Origin of the sequence: Citrobacter sp. UYEF32 (assembly GCF_040546205.1) — a bacterium.
Lineage (GTDB): Bacteria > Pseudomonadota > Gammaproteobacteria > Enterobacterales > Enterobacteriaceae > Phytobacter > Phytobacter diazotrophicus.
The window spans coordinates 322,123-339,716 of the sequence record NZ_JBEPNI010000007.1; the positions used below are offsets into that span (position 1 = coordinate 322,123).

The window sequence follows — 17,594 nt, forward strand, 5'->3', positions numbered from 1 at the left end:
CTGTGATGAATGACACCATTTATCAACGGATAGAAAACAATGCGCATTACAGGGAGCTCGTCGAAAAGCGGCAACGGTTTGCCTTCATTCTTTCCATCATCATGCTGATTATCTATGTCGGTTTTATTCTGCTGATCGCCTTTGCGCCAGGCTGGCTCGGTACGCCGATCTCGGCGGGCAGCAGCGTCACGCGGGGTATTCCGATTGGCATTGGTGTGATTGTGATTTCGTTTTTGCTGACCGGCGTGTACGTCTGGCGGGCAAATGGCGAGTTTGATCGTCTGACAAAAACCGTTCTGCAAGAGGTAAAAGCATCATGAAGCGTGTTCTGACGGCGCTCGCCGCCACACTGCCTTTTACGGCCAACGCCGCCGATGCCATTACCGGCGCGGTCCAACGCCAGCCAACCAACTGGCAGGCGATCATCATGTTCCTGATCTTCGTGGCGCTGACGCTCTATATCACTTACTGGGCGTCAAAACGGGTGCGTTCGCGTAACGATTACTACACGGCAGGCGGTAATATTACGGGCTTCCAGAATGGCCTGGCGATTGCCGGTGACTTTATGTCAGCCGCGTCGTTCCTCGGGATCTCTGCGCTGGTTTACACCTCCGGCTACGACGGGCTGATTTACTCGCTGGGCTTCCTCGTCGGCTGGCCAATTATTCTGTTCCTGATTGCCGAACGTCTGCGCAATCTGGGGCGTTACACCTTTGCCGACGTCGCCTCGTATCGCCTCAAACAGGGGCCGATTCGCACCCTCTCCGCCTGCGGTTCGCTGGTGGTGGTGGCGCTCTATCTGATAGCCCAGATGGTCGGTGCAGGTAAGCTTATTCAGTTACTGTTCGGCCTCAACTACCACGTTGCGGTCGTGCTGGTCGGCGTGCTGATGGTGCTCTATGTTCTCTTCGGCGGTATGCTCGCCACCACCTGGGTACAGATCATCAAAGCCGTGTTGCTGCTGTTCGGCGCAAGCTTTATGGCCTTTATGGTGATGAAGCATGTCGGCTTTAGCTTCAATAGCCTGTTTAGCGAAGCGATGGCGGTTCATCCGAAAGGGGAAGCCATTATGCGTCCGGGCGGTCTGGTTAAAGATCCGATCTCCGCACTGTCGCTGGGCCTGGGGCTGATGTTTGGTACGGCAGGTTTGCCGCATATTCTGATGCGTTTCTTCACGGTGTCAGATGCGCGTGAAGCCCGTAAGAGCGTGTTCTACGCCACGGGTTTTATGGGTTATTTCTACATTCTGACCTTTATCATTGGCTTCGGCGCCATCATGCTGGTTGGGGCAAACCCGGCCTTTAAAGATGCGGCGGGCGCGCTGATTGGCGGCAATAACATGGCGGCGGTGCACCTGGCGGATGCGGTCGGCGGCAACCTGTTCCTCGGCTTTATCTCCGCTGTGGCTTTCGCCACCATCCTGGCGGTGGTTGCCGGGCTGACGCTTGCGGGCGCATCTGCGGTCTCTCATGACCTGTACGCTAACGTCATTCATAAAGACGCCACCGAACGTCAGGAGCTGAAAGTCTCGAAAATCACCGTACTGGTGCTCGGTGTGGTCGCTATTCTGCTGGGTATTCTGTTTGAGAAGCAGAATATTGCCTTTATGGTGGGGCTGGCGTTCTCCATCGCGGCGAGCTGCAACTTCCCTATCATTCTGCTCTCCATGTACTGGTCAAAACTGACCACCCGTGGCGCAATGATTGGCGGCTGGCTGGGCCTGCTGACGGCGGTGATTCTGATGGTCCTCGGCCCGACCATTTGGGTACAAATCCTCGGCCATGCGCAGGCGATTTTCCCGTATGAATACCCGGCGCTATTCTCTATCGCCGTAGCCTTTATCGGTATCTGGATTTTCTCGATTACCGACAATACGCAAGAAGGTATTCGCGAGCGTGAGCAGTTCCGTGCGCAGTTCATCCGTTCACAAACGGGTGTCGGCATCGCACAGGGCCGCGCCCACTAAGCCCCTCTGCCCCGGTCAGCCATGACCGGGGCGATATCACAGTTTTTCCCGCCACAGGTGACAGACATCACCTTCTTTGCCGCCAAAAAGCCGATCCCTGTCACAAACATTTCCCCTGCTTTGTAAGCAACATCACGCTTTTGCATCTCCTGCCCCTTCCCGACACGCAGGTCGTCGACGGGTACACGACAGCCCGACGGCGCCCCTTTATGCTTATTTCACAGCGACGCCTCCAGACTATCGGCAAAGGCCGCCAGACGCTGGGGGCTCAGCAGCAACGGCAGAAAGAGCGGGCTACCGGGTGGCGGATTGTTCACCCAGGCGGCGAGCGTATCGGCGTAGCGCAGCAGAGATTGCTGATGCTTTTCGAGTGCTCTGGCAGGCAGGGCATCGTCGCCATAATGATCGCGCCACAGCACATCGGTAACGACCTCTGTGACCCGGCTGAACATCTGGCTATAGATATCCGCATTGCGCCAGGCGGCCAGTAACGTCTCCATCGAATCATCCGGGCAGGTGATTCGCGGCAGCAGCTCGCGCAGGGTTTGTACGGCATTGGCCGCCAGGAAACAGGCGTTTTGCTTTTCCAACGCAATAAGCTGGCGCTGTTCGCCGCCCAGGTCACGATCGTCCGGTGGCATCAGCGGCTGATATGCCTGCAGCCAGTTGGCGCTGCGCGTGTCCATATGCAGCAATTGTTGCGCCTGCGCCAGGCTTTCCGGGATCTGGCTTTGGTAATGCAGGCGTCGCCCCAGCAGATTAGGGGTTTTACACAGCCAGTCGTAGCTGGAATGGAATAATGCGGCAAGGCGGGTTTTATCCTGCGGCTGACGAAAGCGCAGCCCATGCTGTTCGACCCAGTCGTCAAAAACGTGGCCCTGCGTCTGATTGGCCGCCGCCAGGCCCAGCAGATTGATGGCATTGACCGAATCCATGACGCGGCTGTCCGGTAGCCACTGCCAGCTTACCCGGCAGGTAATGGCTTCCACGCTGTTGTCCGTCGCGCCGATGGCCCAGCTCAGCCGTCCGCTGATTTCATCGGCAAGCCAGCACGGCAGTGCTGTCCAGCCGTAACCGATGCCAAAGAGATCGTATTCGATCCATTTTTTATGATCCGGCAGGGTGACGATATGCGGGTGATTGGCAAAACCGGGGTGGTAATCGAGCTCCGTGGCTTTGATCGAGGCGCGAACGTCATGAGGCAGCGTTGCCAGTACGCCCGACAACTGCTGGCGCGGCCAGGAGTCATCAATAAAGTCGCGCAGGATCAGTTTTTTTCCGGCGCCGCGTAATTGCCGCCAGACCTGACGCAGACTTTTTTGCCACTCTACCGTCTGAAAAGACGGGGTCGTCAGGCTAAGAATGATACCGCTCAGATGGGGTAATTCGTTTAATAACGGCGCCAGCGTTGTGGAATAAAAGTGGTTCCAGAAATCCGGCGTGCTTTTATCGTCGAAAGCAAACTCCGGGAATTTACGCTTAATAATATCGTCAGCGGGCGCGGCCTCTCCCTGCAACCAAAAAGACAAATTATTCGCCGCCAGATACTGGTTCACCCGTTTTAAATAGTGCAACGCGTAATGCTGTTGATGAATGAGATTTTCCACATTCAATTTCTGACTCAATGGCGAGGGCGTTGCCAGCAGTGAAAATAACTCCTGCTGATGAAGAATGATGCCTGTAAAGCCGTGTTGCTTAGCGCTTTCAACACCTTGCATCAACCATGACCAGTGCCAGATAAAGGTGCTGTTGAGTTCCATTAATTGATGGGCAATACGTTTCATGACTTCATCCAGGTCATTTACTCTCACAGATAATAATTGAGGATAGTATGAAAAAATATGCCCTGGTCGGCACGGGTGGGCGCGCCGGATTATATATTTCTGCGATCGGCGGTCAGTGGAAAGACAATGCGCAACTGGTGGCGTTTTGCGATACCAACCAAACGCGAATGAATTACGCCAATACATTATTAAAAAACGAAGGCGCTGCTCCGGTATCCACCTGGAAAGCCGCGCAATTCGAGGCGATGATCCGCGAGACGCGTCCGGACATTATTATCGTCACCACCATGGACCGCACCCATGACGACTATATCGTACGGGCGCTGAAAGCGGGCTGCGATGTGATCACTGAAAAGCCGATGACCATTGATGAAAAACGGGCGCTCCGTATTCTCGATGCCATTGAAGAGACCGGGCACACCGTTCGCGTGGCGTTTAATTACCGCTATGCGCCGCACCACAGCAAAGTGCGCGAACTGCTGATGACCGGCACCATTGGCGAGGTTTACTCCGTCCACTTCGAATGGCTGCTCAACACCGAGCACGGCGCCGATTATTTTCGCCGCTGGCACCGGGAAAAACGCAACAGCGGCGGTTTGCTGGTCCACAAATCCACCCACCACTTCGACTTAATGAACTTCTGGCTCGATAGCTACCCAGAGCGCGTCTACGCCGAAGGCAGCCTGCGTTTTTACGGCAAAGAGAACGCGGAAAAACGGGGTGTGACCGGGTTCTATCCACGCGCCCACGGCTATGCGACGGCCAAAGAAGACCCGTTTGCGCTGCACATGGCGGACAATCCGCAGCTTAAGGCGCTCTATCTGGACGCGGAGCATGAAGATCACTACTGGCGCGATCAGAGTGTATTCAGCGATGGTATCACCATCGAAGATACCCTTTCGGTGCTGGTGAAATACCAGAACCAGTGCCAGCTTAGCTATTCGCTGAATACGTATTTGCCCTGGGAAGGGCTGAATGTGGTGTTTAACGGCAGCGAAGGCCGACTGGAGATGAAAATCGTCGAAAAATCGTATGTGAACGCCGGGGGCGAGCGCGCAAACGAGGGAAGTCTGGAGTCCTGCAATATTACTGTCTTCCCGATGTTTGCCGCCCCCTGGGAGGCCAGTTTTACCCTCGGCGAGGGCGGTCACGGCGGCGGTGATAACGCGATGCTTGCCGATCTGTTCGGCACGCCGGGTAACGATCCGCTCAGGCGTGCCGCCGATCACCGCGCCGGGGCAATGTCGATCCTGACGGGCATCGCGGGCAATATTTCCATGCAGCAACAGCGCCCGGTCAATTTCCGTGAGTTCGAACTGGTATCGCGTTTGAAAAAACAGGGCTAAAACAGTAGCCGCGCCACCAGCGGCGCGGCCAATACCGTCACCACGCCAGAGAGCATCATCACCAGGCTGGCGACGACGCCTTCCTGCTGGCCCAGCTCGTAGGAGCGGGCGGTTCCCGCGCCGTGAGACGCCGCACCAAACCCAGCGCCTTTTGCCATCCCTTCGCGAATGGAGAGGCGCAAAAAGAGCACATCCCCCACCGCCATGCCGAATACCCCGGTAATCACCACAAACAAAGCGACCAGATCCGGCTGTCCGCCCAATGGCCCTGCCGCCGCCAGCGCAAACGGCGTCGTCACCGAACGCACCGCCAGGCTGCGCTGAATGTCATCCGGCAGGGTAAAGAGACGCGCCAGCCAGACCGAGCTGGTTACGGCGACCACCGTTGCGGTGATAACGCCCGCGGAAAGCGACATCCAGTGGCGACGAATCACCGCGAGGTTGTCATACACCGGTACGGCAAAGGCGATGGTCGCCGGGCCTAACAGCCAAAGCAGCCAGTGAGATTCACCGATATAACGCTGCCAGGAGATATGCCCGAACACCAGGATCAGCACCAGCAATATAGGGGTGAAAACTAACGGCATTAACGGGAGTTTATGGAACCGGCGGTACAGGCGCTTATTGAGAAAATAGATAACCAGCGTCATGACCAGGCAGAGCACGCTCAGGGCAAAATCATTCATGATTCAGCCTGCTGATTTCGAAGCGATAAACCTTATCAACCACCCAGGCTGTGGCCCCCAGCACCATCAGGGTACTCAGGGCAATCACGGCAAAAATACGCCAGCCGTCCACCATCAAAAGCTGAGTGTAATTCACCACGGCGACAACGGCAGGCACAAAGAACAGTAACATTTCGGCCAGTAGCCAGCGCGCGCCGGCCCTCACCCAACTCAGGGGAACCACGCGACAGACAATCAGCGCCAGCATCAGGATCATGCCAACCAGGTTAGCGGGAAGGGGAAGATGCAGCCACTGCACCAGATATTGCGCCACGATAAACAGCCCGGCATAGATAACAACCTGAACCGGCACCTGCAGTCGACGCACAATGGCAGGCGTAATACGACCTAACGCCATATCCATAGATAATTCTCGCGGAAATGAGACAGAGAGCACAGTATAGGGAGCCGCTACTCCATACTGAAATGAATTAAACTCATCGCAGGCATAGTTTAAAGGAATAATTATGGACATCAGAACGCTGCGCTATTTTGTGGAAGTGGTGCGCCAGCAAAGTTTCACTCGCGCAGCGGAACGGTTGTTCGTCACCCAGCCGACAATCAGTAAGATGTTGAAAAATCTTGAAGATGAGCTGAACTGCACGCTACTCATTCGCGATGGACGCAAATTACTTCTCACCGATACCGGGCGCGTGGTGTTCGAGCGCGGGCTGGCTATCCTTGCTGAGTTTCGCCAGCTTGAGGCAGAACTTGGTGATATCAACCATTTAAATAAAGGGCTGCTGCGCCTCGGCATCCCCCCGATGGTCGGAATGCTGATGGCCGGGCCGATAGGCCTGTTTCGCCAGCGCTATCCCGGCGTTGAGCTGAAAATTTCCGAGTTTGGCGGCCTGACGGTCCAGCAGGCGGTCACCAATGGCGAACTGGATCTGGCGATGACCGCCCTGCCCGTCGAGGAGGATAGCGGCCTTTCTACCCTGCCGCTATTCAGCCATCCGCTCTGTGTGCTGGTGCCGCGCTCCGGCGACTGGCTCAATATTCAGTCCATAACACCTGAACAGTTGGCCGGGCACCCGCTGCTCATCTATAACGAAGATTTCGCCCTCAGCCGCCAGCTTATGCAGCTCTTTAACGACCATGGCGTGAAGCCGCGGATTGCCGTGCGTAGCGGGCAGTGGGATTTCCTGGCTGCGATGGTACAGGCCGGCGTAGGGATCGCGATTTTACCGGAGCCCATTTGTCAGCGCCTGGATAAACAGACGCTGCGCTGGGTTCCGCTGGAGAGTGATTTACGCTGGCATCTGGGGATGATTTGGCGTGAAGGAAGCTATCTTTCCCGCAGTGCACAAGCCTGGCTGCAATGCTGTGAAGGGTTCTGGGTGAATATGGATATTGCGGATGTGCCGCTGGGCGAAGGAAAGAAGTAATCAGACCGGGAATGCCCCGATAAGTGAATGCTATAGCCACAGCGAGCACAATTCATTGTCTTCTCCCCTTTGGGGCAAGGAGAATATGCGGCTCAGGAGGTGAACGGAATGACCATCAGAGCCGCATTTTCCCCCTCACCCTGGCCCTCTCCTCAAAGAGGAGAGGGGACCGTTCGTGCTCGCATTTTGTGGGGATAAGGGAGAGGAAACTTACTTTTTCTCGATTAACAGCGCTTCCATCAAATCAAGATCGTGCAGCATCTTCTGTAACGTCTCATTGCTGATTTGCCGTGTCGCGCGCAGATGGTAAAGCTCGGCGCGTTCCGCACGCAGGGCTGCCAGGCGGAAACGGCGTTCAAGGTTCTCTTCCAGCAGCGAGCTTTCTGCGTTATTACGCCCATCCGCACGACGACGCAGATTACCAATCACCCTGGAACTCACTTCGGTGAGCAGTTGGTTGTCGATATTCTCTTCCGCATCGGCCGCCATACGCTCTTCCATTTTCTGAATCGCGACAATCGCTACCTCGGCAATCATCGCCCGCGCCTGTCGTTCTTCATTGTACTGCTGGGAATGGTCACGCACTTCAATATGCTGCAACAGAGACGGCAGCGCTACAACGCCAACAAACAGCGAGAACAGAATCACCCCGGCGGCAAGGAACACCAGCTCATAACGTGCCGGGAAACCGATGCCATCAGGTAAAAACAGCGGAATAGACAGCACACCGGCCAGTGTAATCGCACCACGCACGCCTGCGAAGGTGGCAATCAGCAGCTCACGCGTACTCCAGGAGCCGAACTCCATCGGTTTTTTGTGCAAAAAGCGCACGCTGAATCTTTTCATCGTCCACAGCCAGCCAAAACGTACCAGCATCAGCGCGCAGTAAATCAGCACGATATCGGTAAACAGCATCCAGGTTTCCACATTCGGATCGGCTGCTGCTGCTGCCAGCGACGATTCGAGAATGCCCGGCAGTTGCAGGCCTAACAGCAGGAACACCATGCCGTTAAATACAAACTCCAGCATCGCCCAGGTGCTGTTGGCACGCAGACGCATAGCGAGCGGCGCGGTGCGCATCACGCCGGAGCGGGTAATCGTCATACCGGCGGCCACCGCGGCAAGGATACCGGAAAAGCCAATGTGTTCCGCAATCAGATAAGAAGCGAACGGCAACAGGAACAGCAGCACGATTTGTGTAGCGGGCTCATCACCCCCCCAGCGACTCAGAAAACGCAGTGAACGACCGTACAGCCAGCTCACCACGAACCCGGCGAAAATGCCGCCAATCGCCACCTTCAAAAATTCAACCGTCGCGCCGCCAATGGTAAACACCATTGTACCCATCGCTACCGACACGGCGAATTTGAGCGAGACCAGACCGGATGCGTCGTTCATCAACGCTTCGCCCTGTAAAATCCCCATGATTTTCTTCGGAATACGCCCTTCCCCCACAATGCCAGACAGCGCCACCGCATCGGTGGGCGACAGCACTGCCGCCAGGGCAAAAGCCGGCACCAGAGGAATGCCCGGAACCAGCCAGTAAATCAGAAAACCGATCCCGACGACGGTGACTACCACCAGCGCCAGCGCCAGGCCAAAGATCTCCCGGCCATGTTCAAGAAATTCGCGCGTGGGCGTTTTCCAGCCATCGGCAAACAGCAATGGCGGAATAAACAGGACGAGGAACAGCTCCGGATCGAACTCCACATGCAACCCGAACGTGGGGAAAGCCAGTAGCGCGCCAATGGCGATTTGCATAAGAGGAAGTGGGATCTGAAATGGTATTACTCGCGTGACCACGCCCGAGAGCGAAACCACTAAGGTCATGATGAGGATGGTAAAAAAGATTTCCATGCGTTCCCTGTTTGCGATGTTTTTATTAAGGCGTCATGCCTTGATGATAGAACATTCAGCTTAACGCAAAGGAAACAGGATGTGCGCAAAAAATGAAAACGGGCGGCCTGAGCCACCCGTTGTACACAAGAGACAAGGGAATTAGATTGCCCAGCCGCCTGCGTAGAAGATGACCAGCGCCACGGCGATAACCACAGTACCGATATTCAGTTTACGGAAATCACCTGAGACCACGCGGCCAATGACCAGAGAGGCAAAGCCGATCATGATGCCGGTAACAATGTTACAGGTCAGCACGATGAACACTGCGGTGATAAGGCCGGACATCGCATCAACAAAGTCGGCAAAGTCGATTTTCGCCACGTTGCTCAGCATCAGCAGACCTACGTACATCAGCGCTGGCGCAGTCGCATACGCCGGAACCAGGTAGGAGAGCGGAGAGAGGAATAGAATCAGCAGGAACAGCACACCAACGGTGATCGCTGTCAGGCCGGTTTTACCGCCTGCCGCCGTACCTGCCGCAGACTCAATGTATACCGCCGCAGGCGCCGCGCCCACCAGACCGGAGAACACGCTGCTCAGAGAGTCGGTGGTCAGCGCTTTGCCGCCATCGATAATCTGGCCGTCTTTATCCAGCAGGTTCGCCTGACCGGCTACCGCACGGATAGTACCGGTCGCATCAAACACCGCCGTCATCACCAGCGCCAGTACGCTTGGCAGCACGACAGGGTTCAGCGCGCCAACGATATCCAGGCTGCCGATCAGGGAGTTGCCTTTGTCATCGCTCAGCGATGGCATAGCGAAAATACCGGAGAAGTGCACGCTCGGGTCGAAGATGAGTCCGACAATAGAAACACCGATGATGGTCAGCAGGATGCCGCCCGGTACTTTCAGTTTTTCCAGACCGATGATAACCGCAAGACCAATCAGCGACATGATCACCGGGAAGCTGGCGAAATGACCCAGCGTGACGGGCAGGCCGTCCAGCGGATTCTTGATAACCAGACCCACGCCGTTCGCCGCGATCAGCAGCAGGAACAGACCGATACCGATACCGGTGCCATGCGCAACACCTTGCGGCAGGTTGCGCAGGATCCAGCTACGAATACCCGTCGCGGAAATAACGGTAAACAGCACACCCATCAGGAACACGGCACCCAGAGCGACCGGAACGCTGATATGTTGGCCCAGCACCAGGCTAAACGCGGTGAACGCGGTCAGAGAGATAGCGCAACCGATAGCCAGTGGCAGGTTTGCCCACAGGCCCATGACGATCGAACCGACACCGGCAACCAGACAGGTAGCGACAAACACCGCCGCTGGCGGGAAGCCCGCTTTACCGAGCATGCCAGGCACAACGATAACGGAATAGACCATCGCCAGAAACGTGGTTAACCCAGCAACGATTTCCTGACGAACAGTACTGCCGCGAGCAGAAATTTTAAATAAGGCGTCAAGCGAACCGCCGGTACGCGCAGAAGGCGTAGACATAGGAAACATCCCCTGAGAGTTTTTATCTTTCGTTGATATGCGAGGCGGACAGTGTCCACTGCCTGTTAAACGTCGTCTCCCTGAGCTGCGATGTGACGAAGGGGTGTCACAAAAAGCAAACGATTAACTCCGCGCATACAAAACGGTTGGTCAAAAAAGGCAAACGATTATCCAGCGTTTAGATACCGCTTTTCAACTGAACTTTGCCGCTTTTTGCTAATTTTCGCTTATGACGACGAAGAATTAACCGACCGATGCGCAAACGTTATCGCCCCTGCGCAACTTTGCAACATTTCGCGATCAATATTACGTACCGGGGAGATCCAAAGGGCCGCCCTGCTCAATCGCCCGTTGCCAGGCCGGGCGCATTTCAACTCTCTTTTTCCATGACTGGGTATGCGGAAGATCGGCAATGCCGCCGCGTGACAGCAATGCGAAAATCGGAAAACTCATCTGAATGTCGGCCATGCTTAACTGCTCTCCGGCAAACCAGGGCTTCACGGCCAGTTGCGACTCGATATAACGCGCGTGGGTTTCAATTTGCTTGTTTAGCCAGGCTTTCTGGATGCCCTGACCAAGCATTTTTCCTATCGTTCGCACACCAAACGGTACGGGTGGTTTACCGAGGCTGGCAAAAACCAGCTTCATCAATAATAAAGGCATCAGCGATCCTTCGGCGTAATGCAGCCAAAAGCGATACTGCTGACGCATCTCTCTATCCTGAGGCTTAAGCAGGCTGTTTGTATCGTAGGTTTCCTGCAGGTATTCCAGAATTGCGCCGGATTCAGCGAGGATCAGACCGTCGTCTTCCAGTACCGGTGATTTGCCCAGCGGGTGCACTTTCTTAAGTGACGCAGGAGCCAGCATGGTTTTTTCACGTTGATAATGAATGAGTTGATACGGTAAACCCAGTTCTTCCAGCGCCCACAGAATGCGCTGAGAACGAGACTGGTTCAGGTGGTGAACTTTAAGCATGACAGGCTCCCGCTGAGTTATTCGAATTAACTATAGAAAAGCTTGCTCTTTGGATGAAAAATTTCCTAAAAAAAAGCGTCATGATGTGGCGAATTTTTCGCCATTGCCTAGACTAAAAGTGTCAGCACAATCCGGAACCTCCAACATGATGAGGGGTGCTGATGTCGGGGGAAACCCTCCCATAACAGAATGGGATAGAGAGAAAGACAAAGACCGGACCGACTAAAGCGCCCCAGTTGGGCGCTTTAGTTTTTTGTATTGCTGTAGCCCCGGTAAGCGACAGCGCCACCGGGGGAATATGTTTCTTTAGCTAATCGCCTTCCAGCAGCCTTGCCCCCGTCCCCTGAGCGCCTAACTGGTCTCCTGGGTTTCGCAGCGGGCAATCACTATGCGACAGACAACCACAGCCAATACACCCATCCAAATCATCACGTAACGCAACCAACGTGTGAATACGCCTGTCCAGTTCCTCGCGCCACTGCGACGAAAGGTGCTTCCACTCTTTCGCGCTCAGCGTATGTCCTTCCGGCAATACGCCAAACGCATCGCCGATGGTCGACAGAGGAATACCAATACGCTGGGCGATTTTAATGATCGCCACATAGCGCAGCACATCGCGTGTATAGCGCCGCTGGTTACCGGCATTACGGGTACTTTTTATAAGCCCTTTGCTTTCATAAAAATGCAGCGCGGAAACGGCCACCCCGCTGCGTTTCGCCACTTCACCCGGTGTGAGCAGCGCCTTGAGACGCGGTGTTCTCTTTTCCATAAAACCTCTTTACCTCAAGTTAACTTGAGGAATTATACTCCACCGCAGACAAAACGACGAATCGAGAAAGAGGCAGCTCTATGTCCCATCAGCAAATTATTCAGACCCTTACGGAATGGATTGATGAACATATCGACCAACCGTTAAACATTGATGTAGTCGCCAGAAAGTCAGGTTATTCAAAATGGTATTTGCAGAGAATGTTTCGTACCGTGATGCATCAGACGCTGGGAGATTACATTCGTCAGCGCCGTCTGTTACTGGCTGCGGAAGCACTGCGTACTACGCGGCGTCCCATTTTTGATATTGCGATGGATCTGGGCTACGTTTCGCAACAAACGTTTTCACGCGTGTTTCGTCGGGAATTTGATCGGACTCCCAGCGACTATCGCCACCAGGCGTAAGTGTCGCCGGGATGCTTACTTTAGCGAAGGTGGCTGCGCAACCCAGGCTTTAAACTCCTGCGGCGGCAGAGCCTTCGCAAAATGCCAACCCTGACAGTACTGCACGCCACGCTTAAGTAACCAGGTTACCTGTTCTGCTGTTTCCACCCCTTCCGCGATAATTTTCAGGCGCAAACTGTGTGCCATCTCAATGATGTGTTCAGCGATCAGGTGGCTGGTACTATTGGTCGTCAGCGTATCGATAAAGGATTTATCAATTTTTAAAATATCGACGTTGAGGGAGTACAGGTTGTGCAAGTTCGAGTAACCGGTGCCGAAGTCATCTATCGCCACCTCGTAACCCGCATGGCGAAACGCCTGAATGACCGGCGTGGTTTTAGGAACATCAATAAACCCACGTTCGGTTACTTCAATTTTAATTTGTTCTGCGCGTACAGAATGTTCCCTGGTTTTATTGGTAATAAGTGCAATCAGGCGGGAAGAATGGAAATCGACGGCTGACAGATTAATCGAAATATAAAGATGCGGCCATGCTGCTAAGAATTCTCCTAGATCATTAAAGACTTCATCAACGACATAATCGGTAACCCGCTCAATCATTCCTTCTTTCTCTGCCAGCGGAATAAATTCCGCCGGGCTCATTACCGGACCATTAAAACCCGGCCAGCGCAATAATGCTTCAGCGCCTACGCATTGGCCGTTTTTGATATCAATAATGGGCTGGTAATGAAGTTCAAGCTGGTGTTTGGTTAATGCTCTGTGCAGCATTCGTCGTGGAGAGTTAAACTCCTGCCGTGTTCGCGACCACATCAATAAAATAATAATGCTACAAATCATGCCTAACGGCAGTGTTAATGTCGCCTGATGATAAAGATACTGAAAATAAGTGTCGCTGGAGGTCGAAACAATGATTGCAATGGGACGTTTATCAGAATGGTCTATTGTGTAAAAACGACCATTCTCTTGAAAAGTAAGGTCATTTTTACGGACGAGCTTATCCAGTGTTTGTAGATCGGCCTGATCACTGACGGAAAAAAAGAGACCCGTTACCGTATCGTAAATACCATAAGCCAGCGTGCTGTCGTCTGACATCACCTCGCTGTAGGAAAGCGGATTGACTACCGCGACATAATTTCCTTTCTGCATATAGACCATTTTATATCCGGGATAAAATGGCGTATCACGATAGTAATAAATAGAGATGGCTGGCTTTTTTTTATACTCGGGAGGCGAAATAGCATACGATTGCGTAGGGTAAAAAGCTGTCGAGCATAAAAACTGTTCGCCGCGCGCGTATATTAAATCGGCAACATACAGGCTACCGCGAATGATATTGAGCATGTAGCTACGATGCTCAGGGGAACAAACTTGACCGTGATATTTCTCAGCGGCGCTTCGGGCCAGGTCGACTTGTCCGATAACCCGTTCAGTTTTATCTAAAGCAAGTTGCGCAAAAGAACGAAGATGGATACCTGTTTCTTTTACTGCACGGATGTGCGCAAACCATAGCGACAGCATCACCGGTAGGAGCACTACCATGATGATCCCGACGACTCTCAGCATCTTACGCTGCGCGCTATGATTCATTTCCGCCTATATCCCTGCATTTAGTGTGCCTGTAATGAAGGCAGGATGCTTTGATAAACAGGTGATTACGTTGCATGAATCATACGACATTAGCAACTTACTTTTTTCATTAAAAACCTAATATTTGGTTATGACGATAATATTTGCCCGTAAGGCAAACTAAAAGTATGCGTTGTGTTTATATTAAGGAAAATATTTATCCAGTCGCCAGTCAGGGTTTTTAGTTTACGCAACAGACAATAGTTGATTAAGTCAAACTCTCCGCAGGATAAAAAAAAGACAGGCCGATCGGGTATTTTTTCATCTATTGCATAGCCTTCCGGAAGGAAGCCGGGAATATTTATAAAATTGCTCCTGCAATCACAGTTCGGCTGCGCCCGGTACGCTTCGCATCGTACAGCGCATCGTCCGCAAGCGTAAGCAAAACTGAAGTATCGGACACCCCTCCGGTAACAAACACAACACCTGCGCTAAAGGATAAGGTTATCTTTTCATCCCCGTTAAAAAGCGGTTTATCGACCAGCGCAGCGCGAATTTTTTGGCTAAAACGCAGCGCAGTCTGACTGTCAGTTTGCGGTAATAAAATCAGAAATTCCTCTCCTCCCAGACGACCTAACGCGTAGTCCGGCGTGCTGAGCTCACGAATTTTCTCGCAGAAATGGCGCAGTGCCGCATCGCCTGTAAGGTGGCCCCAGCGATCGTTGATGTTTTTAAAATGGTCCAGGTCCAACATGAGGATACTGAAATGACTATCGGGATCTCCCGGTTCACAGGCGGCAAGCGCCTCTCTGAATTGCCGTAATATAGAGAACCTATTAAAGCACCCCGTCAGGTCATCAGTCGTCGCTTTCACCGCCAGTTGCTGCTCAGCCTTCTTACGTTCGGTAATGTCCAGCCCGATACTGAGAATGGATTTATCCGGGAGCAAAATATTTGACCACAATACGGTTAATAATTCGCCCGTGCGCCTTACCGGATGCCATTCATACATATCGACAGCAGGCGAAGCGCTGACAGAAGCCCGGACCTTATGACGGACCTCATCATCAGGGAAAAATAATGCTAATGGATCAGGTTGACAGTTTAACTCCTCAATTGACCAACCAAACAGCCGTTCGCACTCCCCATTCCATAATATACAGCGGTTGTTTTTATCAAATGAATTCATTAATACGGGGGCGCGATCAAATAAGACTTTATATTGCGCGACAATGCGATGCATTTCTCTGGTCATGCGCTCTTTAGCAATAATACCGGCGAGATAATCTTTTAATTTCTCGACAAGAATGATCACCACACTTTTAATGATACTCATTGAAAATAACGGCTGCGGAAACGCCAGGAAGAAATACCCCTCTACCCCATGAGCGCTTGAAATTAATTTACAGAGAATACCGCCATGGAATTTATCAGCAGCATGGTGAGTAGGAGAAAATAATATTGTACCAACCTGCCGTCGCCAACAGATAACACGCCACGCATGTTGATTGCGCCGCAATTGCGACTGTTCCAGAAAGGTTTGCGCATCGCCCAGGGTGCATGGAATCTGCCCCGCGCTCTCATGCTGGAAATCCCCATCCTGCTCTACCACAACCCAGGAGAGCGTTGAACCTACGGCACTATTAATTGCCTGTAAAATTTCTTTTAGCGTGCGTTGTGCACTGAAGCATGGCATCAACTTCGCCAGGATAGTAAGCGCCACCGCGCCATCATCCACAGGAATGGCGGTATTTTCTTTTTTCATTTTTTTTCAGTCACAGATGATTAAACACCGGACCATACCCACAATGAGCTGTACAGGAAAAACGAAAAGCTAAATTCCGATGACCAACGCTGATTTACAAAAAATGCAGCGAAATGCGTTTAAAAGACGCCAGTTGAGGATATATCCATGCAGATCAGAAATCTGAAAAGTGACATTCAGATATATATAGCTATTCGATCAAGAATAATCGATGTTCCGAAAAGTGCCAACCCAGGCAAAATAGGCAAAAAATCATAAAGTGACTATCTTTTTGAATTTATTAGCATTCTTATTCTTCATAGCAAAACGCTATCATCACGCCCGGTTAACCCCTACGCCCTCTAACAAAATGCCCCTTTGCACAGAAAATTTTGCTCATTTGCACACTGGCGAATAAAAGAACAAATGTGATATAGTTCACACATTCTTGAGACAGGGAACACTGTTTCAATGTAGAACGTTACTTCTGCAGATTTTCTGCGCCTGCACACATCGCTCAGGCTCATGGCGTCACCCACCTGTGCCTGAAAGTTTTCTTTCGAGGATCGTTTTCATGGCTACATTAACCACCAGTGTCGTTCTTCTTCGTTGGCAGATACTGAGTGCAGTGCTGATGTTTATGGCCAGCACATTGAACATTCGCTTTCGTAAAGCAGATTATATTGGTCTGGCTGTGATAAGCAGCGGCCTTGGTCTGGTAGCAGCCTGCTGGTTTGCAACGGGCCTGCTGGGCATTACGATGGTCGATGTCCATGCCGTCTGGCACAACGTCATCAATATCATGACGGAGATGTCAGAGAAATCTTCCCCCGAATGGCCGATGGTGATTACCTGACAGCAAGCCCTTCTTTAGTGAAAAAGCTCCCGCGTGGAGCTTTTTTATTGTCAAAAATCCGCTGACACGAAAAGAGACAAATAACGCCAGCAGGTAACAAAAAACCCCGCAGTGCGGGGTTTTTGTCGATACATTTCCCATACGGGTCGCGCTGATAAGGCCGATGGCCTGCACTCAGAACGGAATATCGTCGTCGAAGTCCATCGGCGGTTCGTTAGACGGTGCCGGCGCAGACTGCTGTGGGCGAGACTGCGCGCCGCCGCTGAACTGGTTACCGCCCTGCGGCTGCTGAGGTTGGCCCCAACCGCCCTGCTGGCCCTGGCCGCCGCCCATATTGCCGCCAGCCGGAGCACCGCCACCCTGACGGCCACCGAGCATCTGCATGGTGCCGCCCACGTTAACCACGACTTCGGTGGTGTATTTCTCGGCACCGGACTGATCGGTCCATTTGCGGGTACGCAGTTGACCCTCAATGTAGACCTGAGAACCTTTACGCAGGTACTCACCGGCCACTTCTGCCAGTTTGCCGAACAGCACAACGCGGTGCCATTCAGTCTGCTCTTTCATTTCACCGGTCGCTTTATCACGCCAGGATTCGGAAGTCGCCAGCGTAATGTTGGCCACTGCACCACCACTCGGCATATAGCGTACTTCCGGGTCCTGGCCCAGATTACCGACGAGAATCACCTTGTTTACGCCTCTGCTGGCCATGATCGTGTCTCC

At 52.9% G+C, this 17,594-nt stretch carries 17 protein-coding genes; 6 read left to right on the plus strand and 11 right to left on the minus strand.

Translation table 11 applies throughout. The annotated features are described in order from the left end of the window. The first annotated feature begins 5 nt into the window (after positions 1-5). Together ABIB59_RS20970 and actP are read left to right on the plus strand one after the other, a co-directional pair. Positions 6-320, plus strand: a complete 315-nt coding sequence (locus ABIB59_RS20970; RefSeq protein ID WP_039077883.1) for a DUF485 domain-containing protein — start codon at positions 6-8, stop codon at positions 318-320. Then, the gene (gene actP / locus ABIB59_RS20975; RefSeq protein WP_354036899.1) at positions 317-1,966 is read left to right on the plus strand and encodes a cation/acetate symporter ActP; all 1,650 of its coding nucleotides are present in this window, start codon (positions 317-319) and stop codon (positions 1,964-1,966) included. The genes ABIB59_RS20970 and actP overlap by 4 nt, the downstream gene beginning before the upstream one ends. Here actP and ABIB59_RS20980 read toward each other — a convergent pair. Both ABIB59_RS20980 and ABIB59_RS20985 read right to left on the minus strand, forming a co-directional pair. Then, positions 1,963-2,112, minus strand: coding sequence for a hypothetical protein (locus ABIB59_RS20980; RefSeq protein ID WP_165159383.1), 150 nt, complete (start codon positions 2,110-2,112; stop codon positions 1,963-1,965). The two genes, actP and ABIB59_RS20980, sit on opposite strands and share 4 nt — an antisense overlap. 72 nt (positions 2,113-2,184) lie before the next feature. Next, complete coding sequence (locus tag ABIB59_RS20985; protein ID WP_354036901.1) at positions 2,185-3,750, minus strand: hypothetical protein; 1,566 nt, start codon at positions 3,748-3,750, stop codon at positions 2,185-2,187. Between the two features lie 47 nt (positions 3,751-3,797). On the opposite strand from ABIB59_RS20985, the gene ABIB59_RS20990 reads away from it, so the two are divergent. Further along, positions 3,798-5,096, plus strand: coding sequence for a Gfo/Idh/MocA family protein (locus ABIB59_RS20990; RefSeq protein ID WP_354036903.1), 1,299 nt, complete (start codon positions 3,798-3,800; stop codon positions 5,094-5,096). Here the strand turns inward: ABIB59_RS20990 and ABIB59_RS20995 are convergent. Both ABIB59_RS20995 and ABIB59_RS21000 read right to left on the minus strand, forming a co-directional pair. After that, a complete protein-coding gene (locus tag ABIB59_RS20995) occupies positions 5,093-5,782 on the minus strand; it encodes an LrgB family protein (protein WP_039077887.1) in 690 nt (229 codons plus the stop codon). The genes ABIB59_RS20990 and ABIB59_RS20995 overlap by 4 nt on opposite strands. Further along, a complete protein-coding gene (locus ABIB59_RS21000) occupies positions 5,775-6,185 on the minus strand; it encodes a CidA/LrgA family protein (RefSeq protein WP_103245048.1) in 411 nt (136 codons plus the stop codon). The genes ABIB59_RS20995 and ABIB59_RS21000 overlap by 8 nt, the downstream gene beginning before the upstream one ends. Positions 6,186-6,288: 103 nt before the next feature. Between ABIB59_RS21000 and ABIB59_RS21005 the strand changes: the two genes are divergently transcribed. Then, the gene (locus ABIB59_RS21005) at positions 6,289-7,209 is read left to right on the plus strand and encodes a LysR family transcriptional regulator (protein ID WP_039077889.1); all 921 of its coding nucleotides are present in this window, start codon (positions 6,289-6,291) and stop codon (positions 7,207-7,209) included. Positions 7,210-7,419: 210 nt separating this feature from the next. Here ABIB59_RS21005 and ABIB59_RS21010 read toward each other — a convergent pair whose 3' ends face one another. The 4 genes from ABIB59_RS21010 to soxR form a co-directional block, all read right to left on the minus strand. Next, positions 7,420-9,066 carry a Na+/H+ antiporter gene (locus ABIB59_RS21010; RefSeq protein WP_039077890.1) on the minus strand — a complete coding sequence of 549 codons (1,647 nt, stop codon included), beginning with the start codon at positions 9,064-9,066 and terminating at the stop codon, positions 7,420-7,422. A gap of 141 nt (positions 9,067-9,207) precedes the next feature. Continuing rightward, positions 9,208-10,557: a guanine/hypoxanthine transporter GhxP gene (gene ghxP, locus ABIB59_RS21015; protein ID WP_039077891.1), complete on the minus strand. Its 1,350-nt coding sequence runs from the start codon at positions 10,555-10,557 to the stop codon at positions 9,208-9,210. Between the two features lie 306 nt (positions 10,558-10,863). Continuing rightward, a complete protein-coding gene (locus ABIB59_RS21020) occupies positions 10,864-11,532 on the minus strand; it encodes a glutathione S-transferase family protein (RefSeq protein WP_039077892.1) in 669 nt (222 codons plus the stop codon). A gap of 310 nt (positions 11,533-11,842) precedes the next feature. Next, complete coding sequence (gene soxR / locus ABIB59_RS21025; protein ID WP_039077893.1) at positions 11,843-12,301, minus strand: redox-sensitive transcriptional activator SoxR; 459 nt, start codon at positions 12,299-12,301, stop codon at positions 11,843-11,845. An 80-nt stretch (positions 12,302-12,381) separates the two neighbouring features. On the opposite strand from soxR, the gene soxS reads away from it, so the two are divergent. Beyond that, positions 12,382-12,705 carry a superoxide response transcriptional regulator SoxS gene (gene soxS, locus ABIB59_RS21030; RefSeq protein WP_039077894.1) on the plus strand — a complete coding sequence of 108 codons (324 nt, stop codon included), beginning with the start codon at positions 12,382-12,384 and terminating at the stop codon, positions 12,703-12,705. 15 nt (positions 12,706-12,720) lie between these two features. On the opposite strand, the gene pdeC is transcribed toward soxS, so the two are convergent. Then, positions 12,721-14,292, minus strand: coding sequence for a cyclic di-3',5'-guanosine monophosphate phosphodiesterase PdeC (gene pdeC, locus ABIB59_RS21035; RefSeq protein ID WP_039077895.1), 1,572 nt, complete (start codon positions 14,290-14,292; stop codon positions 12,721-12,723). A 340-nt stretch (positions 14,293-14,632) separates the two neighbouring features. Then, positions 14,633-16,036, minus strand: a complete 1,404-nt coding sequence (locus tag ABIB59_RS21040; protein WP_354036907.1) for a GGDEF domain-containing protein — start codon at positions 16,034-16,036, stop codon at positions 14,633-14,635. Between the two features lie 553 nt (positions 16,037-16,589). On the opposite strand from ABIB59_RS21040, the gene ABIB59_RS21045 reads away from it, so the two are divergent. Then, complete coding sequence (locus tag ABIB59_RS21045) at positions 16,590-16,871, plus strand: YjcB family protein (RefSeq protein ID WP_039077897.1); 282 nt, start codon at positions 16,590-16,592, stop codon at positions 16,869-16,871. Positions 16,872-17,045: 174 nt separating this feature from the next. Here ABIB59_RS21045 and ssb1 read toward each other — a convergent pair whose 3' ends face one another. Continuing rightward, positions 17,046-17,582: a single-stranded DNA-binding protein SSB1 gene (ssb1, locus tag ABIB59_RS21050; protein WP_039077898.1), complete on the minus strand. Its 537-nt coding sequence runs from the start codon at positions 17,580-17,582 to the stop codon at positions 17,046-17,048. Between the last annotated feature and the right edge of the window lie 12 nt (positions 17,583-17,594).

Coding starts and splice junctions, on each gene's coding strand:
- ABIB59_RS20990 (WP_354036903.1), top strand. CDS start 3,798: ATGAAAAAATATGCCCTGGTCGGCACGGGTGGGCGCGCCGGATTATAT.
- ghxP (WP_039077891.1), bottom strand. CDS start 10,557: ATGTCTACGCCTTCTGCGCGTACCGGCGGTTCGCTTGACGCCTTATTT.
- soxS (WP_039077894.1), top strand. CDS start 12,382: ATGTCCCATCAGCAAATTATTCAGACCCTTACGGAATGGATTGATGAA.
- ABIB59_RS21020 (WP_039077892.1), bottom strand. CDS start 11,532: ATGCTTAAAGTTCACCACCTGAACCAGTCTCGTTCTCAGCGCATTCTG.
- actP (WP_354036899.1), top strand. CDS start 317: ATGAAGCGTGTTCTGACGGCGCTCGCCGCCACACTGCCTTTTACGGCC.
- ABIB59_RS20980 (WP_165159383.1), bottom strand. CDS start 2,112: ATGCAAAAGCGTGATGTTGCTTACAAAGCAGGGGAAATGTTTGTGACA.
- ABIB59_RS20985 (WP_354036901.1), bottom strand. CDS start 3,750: ATGAAACGTATTGCCCATCAATTAATGGAACTCAACAGCACCTTTATC.
- pdeC (WP_039077895.1), bottom strand. CDS start 14,292: ATGAATCATAGCGCGCAGCGTAAGATGCTGAGAGTCGTCGGGATCATC.
- ABIB59_RS21040 (WP_354036907.1), bottom strand. CDS start 16,036: ATGAAAAAAGAAAATACCGCCATTCCTGTGGATGATGGCGCGGTGGCG.
- ABIB59_RS20995 (WP_039077887.1), bottom strand. CDS start 5,782: ATGAATGATTTTGCCCTGAGCGTGCTCTGCCTGGTCATGACGCTGGTT.
- soxR (WP_039077893.1), bottom strand. CDS start 12,301: ATGGAAAAGAGAACACCGCGTCTCAAGGCGCTGCTCACACCGGGTGAA.
- ABIB59_RS21005 (WP_039077889.1), top strand. CDS start 6,289: ATGGACATCAGAACGCTGCGCTATTTTGTGGAAGTGGTGCGCCAGCAA.
- ABIB59_RS21045 (WP_039077897.1), top strand. CDS start 16,590: ATGGCTACATTAACCACCAGTGTCGTTCTTCTTCGTTGGCAGATACTG.
- ABIB59_RS21010 (WP_039077890.1), bottom strand. CDS start 9,066: ATGGAAATCTTTTTTACCATCCTCATCATGACCTTAGTGGTTTCGCTC.
- ABIB59_RS21000 (WP_103245048.1), bottom strand. CDS start 6,185: ATGGATATGGCGTTAGGTCGTATTACGCCTGCCATTGTGCGTCGACTG.
- ssb1 (WP_039077898.1), bottom strand. CDS start 17,582: ATGGCCAGCAGAGGCGTAAACAAGGTGATTCTCGTCGGTAATCTGGGC.
- ABIB59_RS20970 (WP_039077883.1), top strand. CDS start 6: ATGAATGACACCATTTATCAACGGATAGAAAACAATGCGCATTACAGG.